Annotated in this window: 16 protein-coding genes; 14 read left to right on the plus strand and 2 right to left on the minus strand. The window is 70.7% G+C overall.

Translation table 11 applies throughout. The annotated features are described in order from the left end of the window. Window positions 1–90 precede the first annotated feature (90 nt). From ACFY04_RS25315 to ACFY04_RS25355, 9 genes are all read left to right on the plus strand, one after another. A complete protein-coding gene (locus tag ACFY04_RS25315; protein ID WP_389119808.1) occupies window positions 91–1,071 on the plus strand; it encodes a sugar ABC transporter substrate-binding protein in 981 nt (326 codons plus the stop codon). After that, window positions 1,068–2,111: an ABC transporter permease gene (locus tag ACFY04_RS25320; protein WP_314252232.1), complete on the plus strand. Its 1,044-nt coding sequence runs from the start codon at window positions 1,068–1,070 to the stop codon at window positions 2,109–2,111. Before ACFY04_RS25315 ends, ACFY04_RS25320 begins: the two co-directional genes overlap by 4 nt. Then, on the plus strand, window positions 2,108–3,049 hold the full coding sequence (locus ACFY04_RS25325; RefSeq protein ID WP_389119811.1) for an ATP-binding cassette domain-containing protein: 942 nt from the start codon (window positions 2,108–2,110) through the stop codon (window positions 3,047–3,049). The genes ACFY04_RS25320 and ACFY04_RS25325 overlap by 4 nt, the downstream gene beginning before the upstream one ends. Continuing rightward, window positions 3,046–4,218: an ROK family glucokinase gene (locus ACFY04_RS25330; protein WP_351156548.1), complete on the plus strand. Its 1,173-nt coding sequence runs from the start codon at window positions 3,046–3,048 to the stop codon at window positions 4,216–4,218. Before ACFY04_RS25325 ends, ACFY04_RS25330 begins: the two co-directional genes overlap by 4 nt. Beyond that, window positions 4,215–4,805 carry a hypothetical protein gene (locus tag ACFY04_RS25335; RefSeq protein ID WP_389119813.1) on the plus strand — a complete coding sequence of 197 codons (591 nt, stop codon included), beginning with the start codon at window positions 4,215–4,217 and terminating at the stop codon, window positions 4,803–4,805. The genes ACFY04_RS25330 and ACFY04_RS25335 overlap by 4 nt, the downstream gene beginning before the upstream one ends. A gap of 30 nt (window positions 4,806–4,835) precedes the next feature. Then, window positions 4,836–5,468, plus strand: a complete 633-nt coding sequence (locus ACFY04_RS25340) for an MBL fold metallo-hydrolase (RefSeq protein ID WP_389119815.1) — start codon at window positions 4,836–4,838, stop codon at window positions 5,466–5,468. 30 nt (window positions 5,469–5,498) lie between these two features. Next, the gene (locus tag ACFY04_RS25345; protein WP_389119817.1) at window positions 5,499–6,284 is read left to right on the plus strand and encodes an exodeoxyribonuclease III; all 786 of its coding nucleotides are present in this window, start codon (window positions 5,499–5,501) and stop codon (window positions 6,282–6,284) included. A gap of 93 nt (window positions 6,285–6,377) precedes the next feature. Continuing rightward, window positions 6,378–6,818: a DUF6278 family protein gene (locus ACFY04_RS25350; protein WP_389119819.1), complete on the plus strand. Its 441-nt coding sequence runs from the start codon at window positions 6,378–6,380 to the stop codon at window positions 6,816–6,818. Between the two features lie 153 nt (window positions 6,819–6,971). Beyond that, window positions 6,972–7,715 carry an amino acid ABC transporter ATP-binding protein gene (locus ACFY04_RS25355; protein WP_389119822.1) on the plus strand — a complete coding sequence of 248 codons (744 nt, stop codon included), beginning with the start codon at window positions 6,972–6,974 and terminating at the stop codon, window positions 7,713–7,715. 94 nt (window positions 7,716–7,809) lie between these two features. Here ACFY04_RS25355 and ACFY04_RS25360 read toward each other — a convergent pair whose 3' ends face one another. Further along, complete coding sequence (locus tag ACFY04_RS25360) at window positions 7,810–9,396, minus strand: CocE/NonD family hydrolase (RefSeq protein ID WP_389119824.1); 1,587 nt, start codon at window positions 9,394–9,396, stop codon at window positions 7,810–7,812. 138 nt (window positions 9,397–9,534) lie between these two features. Beyond that, a complete protein-coding gene (locus ACFY04_RS25365; protein ID WP_389119864.1) occupies window positions 9,535–10,704 on the minus strand; it encodes an Ig-like domain-containing protein in 1,170 nt (389 codons plus the stop codon). Window positions 10,705–10,950: 246 nt separating this feature from the next. Here ACFY04_RS25365 and ACFY04_RS25370 point away from each other — a divergent pair, with 246 nt between their 5' ends. Genes ACFY04_RS25370 through ACFY04_RS25390 form a run of 5 tightly spaced genes read left to right on the plus strand, consistent with a single transcriptional unit; the run spans window position 10,951 to window position 16,542 of the window. Next, complete coding sequence (locus ACFY04_RS25370) at window positions 10,951–12,120, plus strand: lipid II:glycine glycyltransferase FemX (protein WP_389119826.1); 1,170 nt, start codon at window positions 10,951–10,953, stop codon at window positions 12,118–12,120. Then, entirely contained in the window at window positions 12,117–13,823 is a 1,707-nt protein-coding gene (murJ, locus tag ACFY04_RS25375) for a murein biosynthesis integral membrane protein MurJ (RefSeq protein ID WP_389119830.1), read from the plus strand. Before ACFY04_RS25370 ends, murJ begins: the two co-directional genes overlap by 4 nt. Window positions 13,824–13,864: 41 nt before the next feature. After that, complete coding sequence (locus ACFY04_RS25380; RefSeq protein WP_327738313.1) at window positions 13,865–14,548, plus strand: response regulator transcription factor; 684 nt, start codon at window positions 13,865–13,867, stop codon at window positions 14,546–14,548. A gap of 6 nt (window positions 14,549–14,554) precedes the next feature. Continuing rightward, window positions 14,555–16,000 carry an ATP-binding protein gene (locus ACFY04_RS25385; RefSeq protein ID WP_389119832.1) on the plus strand — a complete coding sequence of 482 codons (1,446 nt, stop codon included), beginning with the start codon at window positions 14,555–14,557 and terminating at the stop codon, window positions 15,998–16,000. Beyond that, a complete protein-coding gene (locus tag ACFY04_RS25390; protein ID WP_389119833.1) occupies window positions 15,997–16,542 on the plus strand; it encodes a hypothetical protein in 546 nt (181 codons plus the stop codon). Before ACFY04_RS25385 ends, ACFY04_RS25390 begins: the two co-directional genes overlap by 4 nt. The last annotated feature ends 39 nt before the right edge of the window (window positions 16,543–16,581 follow it).

Here is a 16,581-nt window from a genome sequence, read left to right on the forward strand (position 1 = left end):
CCGGATTGGTGACCGGCTCGACGACGGACCGAATCGATGACGAGGGAAGGGCGCGGCGACGTGGCTAGGGTTCGGACAGGGGTACGCGTCGTGGGCGCCGTGCTCGCGGCGGTACTGGGGGCCTCGCTCGCGGGCTGCAGCAGTACGGGCGGCAAGCGCGCCGAGGAGCGCGCGAGGGCCGCCGAGGCGGGCCGGCCGGCCGTCTCCACGCCGCGCTGGACCTTCGCGATGGTCACGCACGCGGGCGACGGCGACACCTTCTGGGACATCGTCCAGAAGGGCGCCAAGGAGGCCGCGGCGAAGGACAACATCAACTTCGTCTACGCCCACGACGACCAGGCCCAGCAGCAGGCACAGTTCGTGCAGAACGCCATCGACCAGAAGGTCGACGGGATCGTCGTCAGCCTGGCCAAGCCCGAGGCCCTCAAGGACGTCCTCGCCAAGGCCGCCAAGGCCGGCATCCCGGTGATCACGGTCAACTCCGGCTCGGCCCAGTCCGCCGAGTACGGGGCCCTGACCCACATCGGCCAGGACGAGGTGATCGCGGGCGAGGCCGTCGGCACCGAGCTGAACAAGCGCGGGAGGAAGCGGGCCGTCTGCGTCCTGCACGAGCAGGGCAACGTCGGCCACGAGCAGCGCTGTGCCGGGGCGAAGAAGACCTTCTCCGGGACCATGGAGAACCTGTACGTCGAGGGCACCAACATGCCCTCCGTCCAGGCGTCCCTCCAGGCCAAGCTCCAGGCGGACCCCTCGATCGACGCGATCGTGACCCTCGGTGCGCCCTTCGCGCCCACCGCCGTCAAGGCGAAGGACGAGGCGGGCAGCAAGGCGGAGGTCGACACCTTCGACCTCAACGCCTCGGTCGCCCGCGACCTGAAGTCCGGCGCCCTCGGCTTCGCCGTCGACCAGCAGCCCTACCTGCAGGGCTACGAGGCCATCGACCTGCTCTGGCTCTACCGCTACAACGCGAACGTGCTCGGCGGCGGCCGCCCGGTGCTCACCGGACCGCAGATCGTCACCGCCGCCGAGGCGGCCGAGCTGGAGGAGTACATCAAGCGGGGCAGCCGATGAGCGCGGCCGCACCCGCCGACGGGCGCGACGAACGGCTCGCCCCCACCTCCACCCTGCGCAAGCTGCTCGCCCGCCCCGAGCTGGGCTCGGTGGTCGGCGCCGTCGCCGTCTTCGTCTTCTTCTCCATCGTCGCGCCGACCTTCCTGCAGGCCTCCAGCCTCAGCACGATCCTCTACTCGGCCTCCACCATCGGGATCATGGCCGCCCCGGTGGCCCTGCTGATGATCGGCGGCGAGTTCGACCTCTCCGCGGGCGTCATGGTCACGACCTCGGCACTGGTGAGCTCGATGTTCAGCTACCAGATGACCGCCAACGTCTGGGTCGGCGTCGGCGTGTCCCTGCTGGTCACCCTGGCCATCGGGTTCTTCAACGGGTTCATGCTGACCCGCACGAAGCTGCCGAGCTTCATCATCACGCTCGGCACCTTCCTGATGCTGACCGGCCTGAACCTCGGCTTCACCAAGCTGATCACCGGCACGGTCTCCACCAAGACCATCGCCGACATGGAGGGCTTCTCCTCCGCCCGCGCCCTCTTCGCCTCGCAGTGGAACATCGGCTCGGTCACCCTCAAGGTCACCATCCTGTGGTGGTTCGCCATCGTCGCCGTCGCCACCTGGATCCTGCTGCGCACCCGCGCCGGGAACTGGATCTTCGCCGTGGGCGGCGGGGCCGACGCGGCCCGCGCCACCGGCGTGCCCGTCGTGAAGACCCGCATCGGGCTCTACATGGGCGTCGCCCTGTGCGCCTGGATCTCGGGACAGCACATCCTCTTCTCGTTCGACGTGGTCCAGTCGGGCGAGGGCGTGGGCAACGAGTTCCTCTACATCATCGCGGCCGTCATCGGCGGCTGTCTGATGACCGGCGGCTACGGCTCTGCCATCGGCTCGGCGGTCGGCGCCTTCATCTTCGGCATGACCAGCAACGGCATCGTGTACGCCCAGTGGAATCCGGACTGGTTCAAGTTCTTCCTCGGCGCGATGCTCCTGCTGGCCACGCTGCTCAACGCATGGGTCCGCAAGCGGGCGGAGGCAACCAAGTGACCGCGACCGAGAAGACCGCGACCGGGCCCGGAGCGGGCACCGCCCTGGTGAAGCTGACCGACGTCAGCAAGTTCTACGGGAACATCCGCGCCCTCCAAGGGGTCTCCTTGGAGGTCTCGGCGGGCGAGATCACCTGTGTCCTCGGCGACAACGGCGCCGGCAAGTCCACCCTCATCAAGATCATCGCGGGGCTGCACCGGCACGACGCCGGCACCTTCGAGATCGAGGGGGAGGAGACCGTGCTCGCCAACCCCCGCGCGGCCCTCGACCACGGCATCGCCACCGTCTACCAGGACCTCGCCGTCGTCCCGCTCATGCCCGTCTGGCGGAACTTCTTCCTCGGCTCGGAGCCCACCAGGGGCCGCGGCCCCTTCCGCCGCCTCGACGTGGACCTCATGCGCGAGACCACCCGCACCGAGCTGCTGCGCATGGGCATCGACCTGCGGGACGTGGACCAGCCCATCGGCACGCTGTCCGGCGGTGAGCGGCAGTGCGTGGCCATCGCCCGCGCCGTGTACTTCGGGGCGAAGGTCCTCGTGCTCGACGAGCCCACCGCGGCCCTCGGCGTCAAGCAGTCCGGAGTGGTCCTCAAGTACGTCGCCGCCGCCCGGGACGCGGGCCTCGGCGTGGTCCTGATCACCCACAACCCGCACCACGCGTACCTGGTCGGGGACCGTTTCGTCCTCCTCAAACGCGGCACCATGGCGGGCAGCCACACCCGCGACTCGATCACGCTCGACGAGCTCACCCGGCAGATGGCGGGCGGCTCCGAGCTGGACGAACTGAGCCACGAACTGGAGCGAGTGGCAGAATCAGGGGCAGGCACCCCAGACGCCACGGCCGCGACGGACCGCGCAGCCGGCCGGAGCGGCCCGGCCGGCGAGGCCGGCCGGACCCCCCGAACCACCGCACCCAAGAGGGACGACACGACTCGATGAGCACGTACCGGGACTTCACGCTCACCCACCGGGGGTCGGCGCGAGGCACCGTCCTGCGGACCATCGGGACCCGGGAGCGCCGGTCGCACCTGACGGCCCCGCGCGTCCCCACGGTCGGCATCGACATCGGCGGCACCAAGGTGATGGCCGGCGTCGTCGACGCCGACGGGATCATCCTGGAGAAGATCCGCACGGAGACCCCGGACAAGTCCAAGAGCCCCAAGGTCGTCGAGGACACCATCGTCGAGCTGGTGCTGGACCTCTCCGACCGGCACGACGTGCACGCGGTCGGCATCGGGGCGGCCGGCTGGGTCGACGCCGACCGCTCCCGCGTGCTGTTCGCACCCCACCTGGCCTGGCGCGACGAGCCCCTGCGCGACGCGCTCCAGTCCCGGCTCGCGGTCCCGGTCATGGTCGACAACGATGCCAACACCGCCGCCTGGGCGGAATGGCGCTTCGGCGCCGGACGCGGCGAGGACCACCTCGTCATGATCACGCTCGGCACCGGCATCGGCGGGGCCATCCTCGAAGGCGGCCAGGTCAAGCGCGGACGGTACGGGGTCGCGGGCGAATTCGGCCATATGCAGGTCGTCCCCGGCGGCCACCGCTGCCCCTGCGGCAACCGCGGCTGCTGGGAGCAGTACAGCTCCGGGAACGCCCTGGTCCGCGAGGCCCGCGAGCTGGCCGCCGCCGACTCGCCGGTCGCGTACAACATCATCGCCCGGGTCGGCGGCAACGTCTCCGAGATCACCGGACCGCTGATCACCGAGCTGGCCCGCGAGGGCGACGCCATGTGCGTCGAGCTGCTCCAGGACATCGGCCAGTGGCTGGGCGTCGGCATCGCCAACCTCGCCGCCGCCCTCGACCCGTCCTGCTTCGTCATCGGCGGCGGCGTCAGCGCCGCCGACGACCTGCTGATCGGCCCGGCCCGGGACGCCTTCCGCCGCCACCTCACCGGCCGCGGCTACCGCCCCGAAGCCCGTATCGCCAAGGCCCAGCTCGGACCCGAGGCGGGCATGGTCGGCGCCGCCGACCTCGCCCGGCTCGTCGCCCGCCGCTTCCGCCGCGCCACCCGCCGCCGGGTCGAGCGCTACGAGCGGTACGAGCGCTACGCGCAGCAGCTGGGGCGGCGCGACCCCGCCGCCCCCAAGGACCAGGACGAACAGTGAACCCGCCCACCCTGCCCCACCAGGCCTCCGCCCCCGACTCCGAAAGCACCCCGGCGCCCACCGCCGAGGACCGCAGGCACGTCGTCAAGCGCCGCTGGATCACCGCGATCATCATCCTGCTGCTGGTCGGCGTACCCGCGGGCTACCTGGCGATCTCCACCCAGCAGAGCCGCGAGAGCGGCCGCGACAAGGCCGCCAAGGTCGGCGCGTCCAAGGTGCGCCCCGGCTGGCCCTCCAAGGTGCAGCGCAGCATCTACGAGGTTCCGGTCCCGGACAAGGCCTGGCGCGTCGGGTTCCTGGAGACCAACAACTGGCGCACCAGCCGGCTGTACGTCCAGTTCGCGGTCACCCCGCCGGAGCTGGACGGCTTCCTGTCCTCGCTCGGCATCAGCCGGGAGGACCTGACCCCCGGGGTCTCGGTCTCCGCGCACGACACCTCGATCGCCGGCTGGCACTGGAAGCCGCAGACCCCGTGGCTGGGCACCACCCTCGAACAGGACGACCCGCGGCCCACCCGGGACATCACCGTCGACCTCACCGACCCCAAGGTCTCCAAGGTCTACGTCGTCTCCTCCACCACCCCCTGACCACCCCCGGTCACCGCTAGCCTTGGGATCATGAAGCTCACCAAGCGGCTGCATTCCTGCGTCCAGTTGGAGAAGGACGGGCGCACGCTCGTCATCGACCCGGGCGCCTTCAGCGAACCGGACGCGGGACTGGGGGCGGACGCCCTGCTGGTCACGCACGAACACCCCGACCACTTCGAGGAGGGCCGGCTGCGGGCCGCCCTCGACGCCGATCCGGCGGTCGAGCTGTGGACCCTGCGCAGCGTCGCCGAGAAGCTCGCCCCCGCCTATCCGGGCCGGGTGCACACCGTCGGCCACGGCGACGCCTTCACGGCGGCCGGGTTCGAGGTCCAGGTCCACGGGGAGCTGCACGCGGTGGTCCACCCGGACATCCCGCGCGTCACGAACGTCGGCTACCTCGTGGAAGGTTCCCTTTTCCACCCCGGGGACGCGCTGACCGTGCCCGGAGTGCCCGTCGAGACCCTGATGCTCCCGGTACACGCCCCCTGGAACAAGGTCTCCGAGGTGATCGACTACCTCCGTGAGGTCAAGCCGCGCCGGGCCCTGGACATCCACGACGCCTACCTCTCCGACATCGCCCGGCCGGTCTACGACTACGCCCTGGACACCCTCGGCGGCACCGACCACGGGCGACTCACCGCGGGGGACTCCGCCGAACTGTGACTGTCGGTGCCGGGCGGTAGGTTGGCAGGTATGCGTATCGCCACCTTCAACGTCAACTCCATCACCGCCCGGCTGCCGCGCCTGCTGGCCTGGCTGGAGAGCTCCGGTACGGATGTCCTGTGCATCCAGGAGACCAAGTGCTCGGCGGAGCAGTTCCCGCACGACGCGTTGCGCGAGCTGGGCTACGAATCGGCGGTCAACGCCACCGGCCGCTGGAACGGCGTGGCCCTGCTCTCCAAGGTCGGCCTGGAGGACGTGGTCCCCGGACTGCCCGGCGGGCCCGACTACGAGGGCGTACAGGAACCCCGCGCGATCTCCGCCACCTGCGGCGGGGTCCGGGTCTGGTCGGTGTACGTGCCCAACGGGCGCGAGGTCGAGCACGACCACTACGGCTACAAGCTGGACTGGTTCCGCGCCCTGACCACGGCCATCGCCGAGGAGGCGGCCGGTCCGCGGCCGTTCGCGGTGCTCGGCGACTTCAACGTGGCCCCGACCGACGAGGACGTCTACGACCCGGCCGTCTTCGCGGGCCTCACCCACGTCACCCCCGCCGAGCGGGCCGCCCTGGAGGCGCTGCGCGCCGCCGGCCTCTCGGACGTGTTCCCGCGCCCGCTGAAGTACGACCGTCCCTACACCTTCTGGGACTACCGGATGCTCGCCTTCCCCAAGAACAAGGGCATGCGCATCGACCTGGTCTACGGGAACGAGCCCTTCACCAAGGCCGTGACCGATTCCTACGTCGACCGCGAGGAGCGCAAGGGCAAGGGCGCTTCCGACCACGCGCCCGTCGTCGTGGACCTGGACCTCGGCCGGTAGCCCGTAGCCCGTAGCCGGTGCCGTGCCATCCGGGCCGGTGGATCCAGGCGCGCCCTGTGGTCAGCGCCGGATCCTGGTGCGACGCTGGGTGGTATGAACATCCCTTTCCTGGACAACTGGCTGAACCGACGCCAAACGGAACAGGGTGCGGGACTCGCCGCCGCCCTCGCGGACGACCCCGAGGGCGTCGCCGAGCTGTTCTCGGAGTGCGAGATGCTGCGCGTCCAGGCACGGGCGGCCGGGCTCGAACTGGACGAGAGCCAGGCCTCGTTGGAGGCCCTGGACCAGCTGATGCCGCGCTGGCGGCGGGACCCCGAGGCGGTGCCCTGGCTCGGCAACGACGCCGGCTTCTACCTCGGGACCGTGATCATCCGGACCGTTCCGGGGGCCGCCTGGCGGGTGTGGCCCAACGGCCAGCCGGTGATCCGGCTGGCTTCGGGCCGGGAGCTGAACGTGATCGAGTCGGGCCTGTCCTGGGCGATGACCGGATCACCCGAGCTCAGCCAGGCGTACGCTGAGGCCTCCGAGGGCTGACGTCCCGGCGTGTCGTGGTACCCCTCCCGTGCGAAGTGCCCTTCCGGGGCTGGATAGTTTGCGCTGACTCAGCACACGGGGACCGGGACCGGTACCGGGTCCGGCACTCGGGCCGTCACCGAGACCGACTCCGACAAGTGGGCAGGACAGCACATGGCCGTCGAACCGTTGATCGAGCTGCGGGACGTCAACAAGCACTTCGGTGCGCTGCACGTACTGCGGGACATCAACCTCACCGTCGGCCGCGGTGAAGTGGTGGTGGTCATCGGCCCCTCCGGTTCCGGGAAGTCCACCCTGTGCCGGGCGATCAACCGGCTGGAGTCCGTCGAGTCGGGCACGATCCTGATCGACGGGGAGGCACTGCCCGCCGAGGGCAAGGAGCTGGCCCGGCTGCGCGCCGAGGTGGGGATGGTCTTCCAGTCCTTCAACCTGTTCGCGCACAAGACCGTCCTCGCCAACGTCTCGCTCGCCCAGGTCAAGGTCCGCGGCCGCAAGCGGGGCGAGGCGGACCGGCGCTCCCGGGAGCTCCTGGAGCGGGTCGGCCTGGCCGACCAGGCCGAGAAGTTCCCGGCCCAGCTCTCCGGCGGTCAGCAGCAGCGCGTGGCGATCGCCCGCGCCCTCGCCATGAACCCCAAGGCCCTGCTCTTCGACGAGCCCACCTCCGCGCTCGACCCGGAGATGATCAACGAGGTGCTGGAGGTCATGCGGCAGCTCGCCCGCGAGGGCATGACCATGGTCGTGGTCACCCACGAGATGGGCTTCGCCCGCTCCGCCGCCAACCGCGTGGTCTTCATGGCCGACGGGCAGATCATCGAGGACCGCACCCCGGAGCAGTTCTTCACCGCCCCCGAGAGCGACCGGGCCAAGGACTTCCTCTCGAAGATCCTCAAGCACTGACGGCGCCAGGCGCCAGGCACCAGCCGGGCCCCGGGCGGGTGCCGGGCGCCGGGCGGCTGCTGCCGGGCGGCCCTGCCCCGGCAGCAGCCGCGGCTCACTGCTCGCGCAGCGGCACCGACACATAGCTGGGATCGGTGCGCGGCGAGGAGAAGGTCAGCTGCGCGCCCATGGGGTTGTGCTCGATGTAGAGCGGGTCGACCGTGTCGATGACGAGAGCGAGCCGGTGGCCCGCGGGGACGTCGTAGGCGGTGGAGAACAGCTCCAGGTCCACGCCGAAGGCCTGGCCGGGAGCCTTCCCGTGGAAGGTGTACGGGGCGTTGCTGACGAGCTTGCCGATGCCGAGCGGGCCGACGTCGTAGAGGTACGCGACGAAGGTGCCGTCGCCCTTGGTGGGGGTGACGGTGGTGTGCAGCTTCGCGGTGCCGCGGATCCGGCGCGCCTCGTCGTAGCGCTCCGACTGCCAGACGGCCGCGAAGGCCCGGGGGAGCAGCGGGATGGAGGCGATCGGCGGCGCCTTCACGAACTGGTCGAGGGCGCTGGAGAGGAGGAGGATGCCGCCGTTGGCGCCGGAGTCGACGTTGGCGAAGAGGTGCTCGCTGTCGGAGAGCGCCAGCTTCTCGGTGCCTCCGGAGCCGACCGACTTCCAGTCGGCGTAGCCCTCGTACCCGTCGTTGCTACGGGACTTGATCTGCACGGGCGCCTCGGTGTCGACGCCGTTGCGCTCGCCCTTGAGGTAGCGGTCGAACCAGCGGTGCGCGTTGGTCCAGGTGTCGTTGGGCAGCCCCAGCAGGCCGGTGCCCTCGGCGGTGGCGTGGTCCCCGGGCCGGAACTCCAGGCGCTTGGGGCCGGTCAGCCGCTCGTAGAACTTCGCGTACTGGTTGGGCGGGAAGATGGTGTCGCCCCAGGCGTTGCCGAGCATGATCGCGGCGCCGTTGGCGTTGATCCGGTCCACCTGCTCGGAGGCCGAGCGCTTCCTGCCCCACTCGATCATCTGCTGCTCCTGGTCCAGCCGGGAGCCGAGGAAGTTGCCGAGGAGCGTCTTGAGTTCGGGTCCGGGGCGGCCGGTGAGGTATCCGGCGGCGCCGAGCATTCCGGCGGCCTGGAGGTGCTGGGTGCGGCCGGAGTAGATGGATTCGATGAGGTCGGCCCAGCCGCTCATCGCGACCACGGCCTTGACGCGCGGGTCGTGGGCGGAGGCCAGCAGGGTGATGCCGGCGGCGTACGAGACCCCGCCGAGGCCGATGCGGTCGGCGTCGGCGGGGGAGTTGGCGAGGGCCCAGTCGATGACGGCGCTGACGTCGGCGATGTCCGGCGGGCCGGCCACCTCGATGTTGCCGCCGGAGAGCCAGAAGCCGCGGGAGGTGTAACTGACCACGACGTAACCGGAGTCGGCGAGCTTCTTGGCCTGGGCGATGTATTCGATCTGCGGCAGGCCCCAGCTGGTGGGCAGCACGATCAGCGGGTACTTCCGGCCGCTCTCGGCCCCGGCCGGGGTGAAGACGTTGCCCTTGAGAGTGATGCCGCCGGAGCCCGGGATGTCGTGGAAGCGCAGCTGCGAGGTGGCGTCTGCGGCGGCTGCCGCGGTGGTGGCGGGAGCCGCCTGGGCCTGATGGGGGGCCAGGCCCAGGACGGCTGCCGCCAGCAGGGTCGCCACGGCCGCGGCGGTGGTGGTGCGTTGCATCTGTCGCTCCTCGCGCGTGCGCCGGGATTGTCAAAGTGACCCGACGGTAACGGGAGCGTGTTACCGAAAGTAACCCATGGGTAAGTTACGCACTGGTAACGATTGGGCGATGGCGGTGGACCGGCCGCGGGCCGGCGGTCAGCCGTTCTGCGGGGTGCCGGACAGGGCGCTCTTGGCCTTCCACTGGTCCCACGACAGGTTCCACTCGCCGTAGCCGTTGCCGATCTCCGCCTGGCCCTTCGAGCCCTCGCCGACCACCTCGAAGAGGTCGCCGACCTGGGACTGTCCGAAGAGCTCCTTGGCGTCGGCGTCGCTCATCCCCACGCAGCCGGAACTGCTGTTGGTGCGGCCGAAGTTGCCGGAGTTCCACGGGGCGGCGTGCGCGTACATGCCGGACCAGGTCAGCCGCATCGAGTAATCGACCATCTTGTCGTAGGCGTTGTCCAGGCCCACCGTCTGGGAGTCCATCCGGATGGTGCCCTCCTTGGTCATGATCACCATCTTCCCGGACCAGGAGGCCTTCTTGCCGCCGGGAGTGCCGGCCGAGATCGGGATCGTCCTGAGCGCCTGGCCGTCCTGGGTGACCGACATCTTCTTCGTGTCGAGGCTGACCTGGATCCGGCGGTCCTTGCCGATCTTGAACTCGGTGTTGTAGTCGCGGGCGAACAGCCCGCCGCCCTTGCCGGAGTCCACGCCGTTCAGGTGCATGTCGACCTTCACGTCCGTGCCGGACTTCCAGTAGTCCTTGGGCCGCCAGTCGACGCGGTCCTTGCCGTCGTGGTCCTTCATCCAGCCCCAGGAACCCTCGGAGTTGTCCGAGGTGGTGACCTTGAGCTGCTTCTCCACGTCGGCCTTGTTCGTCACCGGGTTGTCGAACACAAGGGACACCGGCATCGCCACGCCCACCGAGCTGCCCTTGGAGATGTTGATCGAGACCTTGTTCACCTTGTCGGCGGGTCCGGTCTTGAACTGCGTGGTGGCGCTCTGGCTCTCGGTGTTCTGCGCCTCCACCTTGTACTCCGCACCGGGCGGGGCGTTGCGCTCCGAGGTCCAGGTCTTCCCGTCGTCGGCTATCTTCCCCGGCAGCTCCGCGCCCTTGGCGTCGGTCACCTTCACCTGGGCCAGCTTGCCCTCGGCCACGGTCACCGTCACCGGCTGGCCCGCCTTGACCTGATCGCCCGCGAGGTTGACCGCGACCGCCATGGGCGCCTTCGGCTTCAGCTCGGTCTTGCCCTTGTCGTCACCGCCACCGTCGCTCCCGCCCGAACAGGCGGTCAGCGAGGCGGCCAGAAGTGCGGTGCCCGCCATGGCGGTGCGGCGTATACGGCTCAACGAAGGGCCCTTTCCAGGAGCGGGGGAGGTGAACGTCCGCAAAAGAGGATGCGAACGACTCGACTTTAGGTTCCGCAATCGGGGGAAAAAGTCGTCTTTTCTCTTGTGACGTCGACCGCAGCGAAACGGTCATCATCCGGTCACAATCGCCGCGCACTTCGGTCACGGGCGGCTGTGAGAGTCCTGTGAGAGACCGTCAGGACGACAGAAAGGCCGTCTGCCGTGTGTGCACTGCTCGTGACCCCCGCCCAGCAGAACCATGACCAGGACCGGGAGCTCCGGGTGCGTGCCCTGTCCGTCTCCGAATACCAGGCGTTCCTTTCCCGCCACGGCGGGGCGAGCTTTCTCCAGTACCCGTCCTGGGCCCGCGTAAAGGACCTCTGGCGCTCGGAAAGGGTCGGATGGCACTATCCGGACGGTCAGATTCAGGGCGCCGGTCTCGTTCTCTACCGGCAATTTCCCGGCACCCGCAAATACTTCGCCTACCTCCCCGAGGGGCCCGTCGCCGACTGGTCCGATCCGCACATCGACCGCTGGCTGACCCCGCTCATGCGCCACCTGCGCTCCTCCGGCGCCTTCGCCGTCCGCATCGGTCCCACCCCCGCCTACCGGCGCTGGGACGCGGCCACCGCCAAGTCCGCCTCCGGGCCGGGCCGGCAGATATCCGACGTGCTCGCCACCGAGGTCGACCCGGTGGGCGCGGCCCTCGCCGACCGGCTGCGCACGCGCGGCTGGACGCGGTGCGGCGGCGAGGACGACGGCGACGCCCAGCCCCGTCACGTCTTCCGCGTGCCGCTGGCCGGCCGCACCCTCGACGACGTGTGGGCGGGCCTCAACCAGGAATGGCGGCGCAACGTGCGCAAGGCCACGAAGTCCGGCGTGGAGACGGTCATCGGCACCTTCGCGGACCTGCCCGAGTTCTACCGGCTGCTGCGCATCACCGAGGAGCGCGACGGCTTCCGGCTCGGCCGCTCCCTCGCGTACTACGAGCAGCAGTACCGGGTCCTCAACGAGGAGGCGCCCGGCCGTATGCGGCTCTACCTGGGCGTCCACCAGGGGGAGATCCTCGCCGCCCACACGATGATCACCGCCGGGAAGCGGGTCTGGTACCAGACGGGCGCCTCCGCCGACCACCGCCGCGACGTACGGCCCAGCAACGCCCTGCAGTGGCGCATGATGTGCGACGCCCACGCCCTCGGAGCGGAGGAGTACGACATGCGGGGGGTACCCTCCACCCTTGACCCCGACGAACGTTCCTTCGGGCTGCTGCGCTGGAAGCTCGGCACCGGCGGACAGGTCGTCGAGACGCTCGGAGAGTGGGAGATACCGATGGACGGAGTCGCCAACACGGCGCTCTACAAGGCGTTCCAGGCATACCTGGCCCGCCGGTGACGGCCACCGACACCGATAGCGCCACCGACACGGGCACCGACACCGGCACCAGGGCGGCCGCCGCCCCCGGCGCCGCCGGCGCGTCCCCCGGGAAGACCTCGGTGCTGCGCAGCGGCGCGCTCATGGCGGCCGGTTCGATCGTCTCCCGCGCCACCGGCTTCATCCGCTCCGCCGTCGTCGTCGCGGCGCTGGGCACCGGACTCCTCGGCGACGGCTACGCCGTCGCCAACACGGTCCCGAACATCATCTACATGCTGCTCATCGGAGGCGCGCTCAACGCCGTCTTCGTACCCGAGCTCGTCCGGGCCGCCAAGGAGCACGCGGACGGCGGATCCGCCTACACCGACCGGCTGCTCACCGCCTGCACCGCCGCCCTCGTTGCGCTCACCACCGTCGCGGTCCTCGCCGCCCCGCTGATCGTCTCGCTGTACACCGACTACGACGGGGCACAGGCGAGCACCACCGTCGCCCTGGCCCGGTACTGCCTGCCGCAGATCCTCTTCTACGGGCTCTTCACCCTGCTCGGGCAGGTGCTGAACGCCCGCGGCCGGTTCGGCGCCATGATGTGGACCCCGGTCCTCAACAACCTCGTCATCATCGGCGTCTTCGGGCTCTTCCTCTACCTCTCCCACGACGCGGCGGCCGGCCTCACCGCCGCCGACACCCGGCTCCTGGGCCTCGGCACCACCCTCGGCATCGTCATCCAGGCGCTCGCCCTCGTCCCCTCGCTGCGCGCCGCCCGCTTCCGCTGGCGCCCCCGCTTCGACTGGCGCGGCAGCGGCCTCGGGCGCCCGCTGCGCAACGCGGGCTGGCTGGTCATGCTCGTCCTCACCAACCAGATCGCCTACTGGGTCGTCACCCGGCTCTCCACCACCACCGGACAGCACGCCGTGGACGCCGGACTCGCGGGCGGCGCCGGCTACACCGCCTACAGCAACGCCTACCAGCTGTGGATCGTCCCGCAGGGCATCATCACCGTCTCCCTCGTGACCGCCCTGATGCCGCGGATGAGCGCGGCCGCCACCGAGGGCGACCTCGGCGCCGTGCGCCGCGACATCTCCTACGCCCTGCGCTCCAGCGCCGCCCTCGTCGTGCCCGCCGCCGCGCTCTTCGCCGCCCTCGCCCCCTGGGTGATGGGCAGCGTCTTCGAGTACGGCCGCACCGGCGCCGCCGACATCGAGGTCATGGCGGGCATCCTCATCGCCTTCGCGCCCGGCCTGATCGCCTACTCCGCGCAGTACGTCCTCTCGCGCGGCTTCTACGCCCTCTCCGACACCCGGACCCCGTTCTTCCTCAACCTGGTCATCGCCGCGCTCACCGCCGGGCTGTCCGCCGCCGCCTACTTCCTGCTGTCCCCGCGCTGGGCGGTCACCGGCATGGCCGCGGCCTCCTCCATCGCCTTCCTCGCGGGCGCCGCCGTCACCGCCTACACCCTCACCCGCCGGCTCGGCCCGCGCGCCGGCACCCGTACCGAACGGCGCGCGACCGCCGTACGGACCCACCTGCGGCTGCTGGCCGCCTGCGCACCGGCGGCCGCCGCCGGGTACGCGGCCGCCCGCGCCGCCGACCCGTTCGGCAACTTCGCCGCGGTCGGGGCGGGAACCGCCGCACTGGCCCTCGTCGTCGTCATCCTCGCCGGGCCGCTGCGCCTGACGGAGATCAACGACATGCTGAACTCCCTGCGGCGCAGGACCGGCCGCTGACGGGAGGCGAGGCCCCGCAACACCTTTGGGATACTGACCGGATGCCGCGCGTACTGCTGATCGAGGACGACCCTTCCATCCGCGAGGGGGTCGGCCTCGGCCTGCGCCGCCGTGGCCACGACGTGAGTTCCGCCGAGACCGGCGAGGAAGGACTGGCCCTGATGGGCGGCTTCCGCCCCGAGCTCGTCCTGCTCGACCTGATGCTGCCCGGGATCAACGGGGTCCAGGTCTGCCGCCGCATCCGCGAGACCAGCCAGGTGCCGATCATCATGCTCACCGCCCGCGGCGACGACTTCGACATAGTCGTCGGCCTGGAGGCCGGCGCCGACGACTACATCGTCAAACCCGCCCGCACCGAGGTCATCGAGGCCCGCATCAAAGCCGTACTGCGCCGGCTCAGCGACCCCGTGGGCGCCCGCCCCGGGGTCGAGCACCACGGCGAGCTGACCATCGACCGCGCCGGGCTGAGCGTCGCCAAGAACGGCGAGCGCGTGCCCCTCGCCCCCAGCGAGATCAAGCTGCTGCTGCACCTGTCGGCCTCGCCCGAGCAGGTCTTCTCCCGCCAGCAACTCCTCGAATACGTCTGGGACCACAGCTACCACGCCGACGCCCGGCTCGTGGACGCCTGTGTGCGCCGGCTGCGCACCAAGGTCGAGGACCCCGACGCGAGCCCCCGCTACATACAGACCGTGCGCGGCTTCGGCTACCGCTTCGGTCCGCTGTAGGCGACCGTGAGACGCATCGCGCCGCTGGGCCTGCGCACCCGACTGATCGCGGCCTTCCTGCTGGTCGCCGCGATCAGCGCGGTGACCACCGCCGCCCTCACCTACCAGCAGGCGCGCAACGCGATCCTCAAGCAGACCCAGGACACCGCCATCAGCACCCTGCGGGACCAGGTCGAACAGCAGGAGTTCCGTCTTCCGCTGGACCAGCAGGAGCTCCAGCGCATCGTCATCGATCTCGGCAAGCGCGGCAAACCGCACCCGTGGATCATCTTCGGCGAGTACGGCAGCGTACGGGTCTCCACCAACCCCGGCACGCCGACCTCCAGCGTGATCACCGACAACCTGCGCGAGAAGGTCCGCCGCAACGACTACACCGCCTTCCAGCGGGTCGAGGACGCGCGCGGCAACCCCTGGCTCACCATCGGCGTCCCCGCCCTCTTCGAGCACAACGGCTTCACCGAATCCACCGGAGCCGTCTTCTACGCCAGCGTCCCGCTCTCCACCGAGAAGCAGACCGTGGAAGCCATGGTCGACGCCGCCCAGCAGGGCGCCGTCCCGGGACTGGCCATCGCCATCGTGCCCGCGCTGCTGGCCGCCCGCAGCGTGCTGCGGCCCGTCCGCGACATGCGCCGGGCCGCCCAGCACCTCGGCCGCGGGCGCCTCGACACCCGGATCGAGGTCCGGGGCGCCGACGAGCTCGCCGGACTCGCCCGCACCTTCAACGAGACCGCCCGCGCCCTGGAGCAGTCCGTGCGCGAGCTGCAGGACGCGGAGGTCCGCGCCCGCCGCTTCGCCTCCGACGTCTCCCACGAACTGCGCACCCCCCTCGCCGGGATGCTGGCCGTCACCGAGGTCCTCGACGAGGACGCCGAACGCCTCGACGCCGACACCGCCAAGGCCCTGCGCCTGGTCAGCACAGAGACGGGCAAGCTCGCCGTCCTCGTCGAGGACCTGATGGAGATCTCCCGCTTCGACGCCCGGGCCGCCGAGCTCAACCTCGACGACGTGGACATCGCCGAAGCCGTGCGCAAGACCCTGGAGCGCCGCCACTGGGTCGACGACCGCATCGTCGCCGAGCTGCCGGAACAGGTGCGCGCCCGGCTCGACCCGCGCCGCTTCGACGTGGTCCTCGCCAACCTCGTCGGCAATGCCCTGCGGCACGGCGGCGCCCCCGTACGCATCACCGTACGGACCGCACCGGGCGAGGACGGCGAACGGCTGCTGATCGACGTCGCCGACAGCGGACCCGGCATCGCCCCCGAGGTGCTGCCGCACATCTTCGACCGCTTCTTCAAGGCCGACGCGGCCAGGACCCGCTCCGCCGGCAGCGGTCTCGGCCTCGCCATCACCCTGGAGAACGTCCGCCTGCACGGCGGAACCCTCCTCGCGGCCAACGGGCCCGCCGGGGGAGCGGTCTTCACCCTCGACATGCCGCTGGAGGCCCGCGTATGACAGGGCGCAGGAAGAGGTCCCGGGCGGCTGCGCCGGCGAGGTCCGCGGCGGTGCTGGTGAGCTGCGCCCTGCTGCTCACCGGATGCGGGATCAAACGCAGCGGGGTGATCGACAGCGGCCACGCCGCCACCGTCAAGGTCACCGATGGCAAGAACAGCACCTATCTCTACTTCCTCTCCAAGGAGGGCGACCGGCTCGTCCCGGCCCCGTTCAGCCTGCTGCAGGACTACGACCTCAATCGCGTGGTGCTGCTGCGCCTGCTGCTGGAAGGCCCCCGCGGCCGGGCCGGCGAGGTCGGGCTCACCACGGGGCTGCCCCAGCTGCCCCCCGGTCAGGGGACGGAGAAGCTCGCGGTGAGCCCTTACTCGCACGAGGGGATCACGGTCCGGGTGCCGTTCGCCGTGGGCAACCTGTCGGCACTGGCCCGCATGCAGCTCGTGTGCACCATCGGCATCTCCGCCGTGAAGGACACCCTCAGCCCCGTCACCCTGCAGGGCAGCGACACCACCCTCGCCCCCGCCGAATGCGACCTGAAGCGCTGACGGACCCGTAGGTACCCGGCCGCGGCCGCGGCCTTGCGG

This window comes from Streptomyces sp. NPDC001549 (genome assembly GCF_042894025.1).
Lineage (GTDB): Bacteria > Actinomycetota > Actinomycetes > Streptomycetales > Streptomycetaceae > Streptomyces > Streptomyces kutzneri.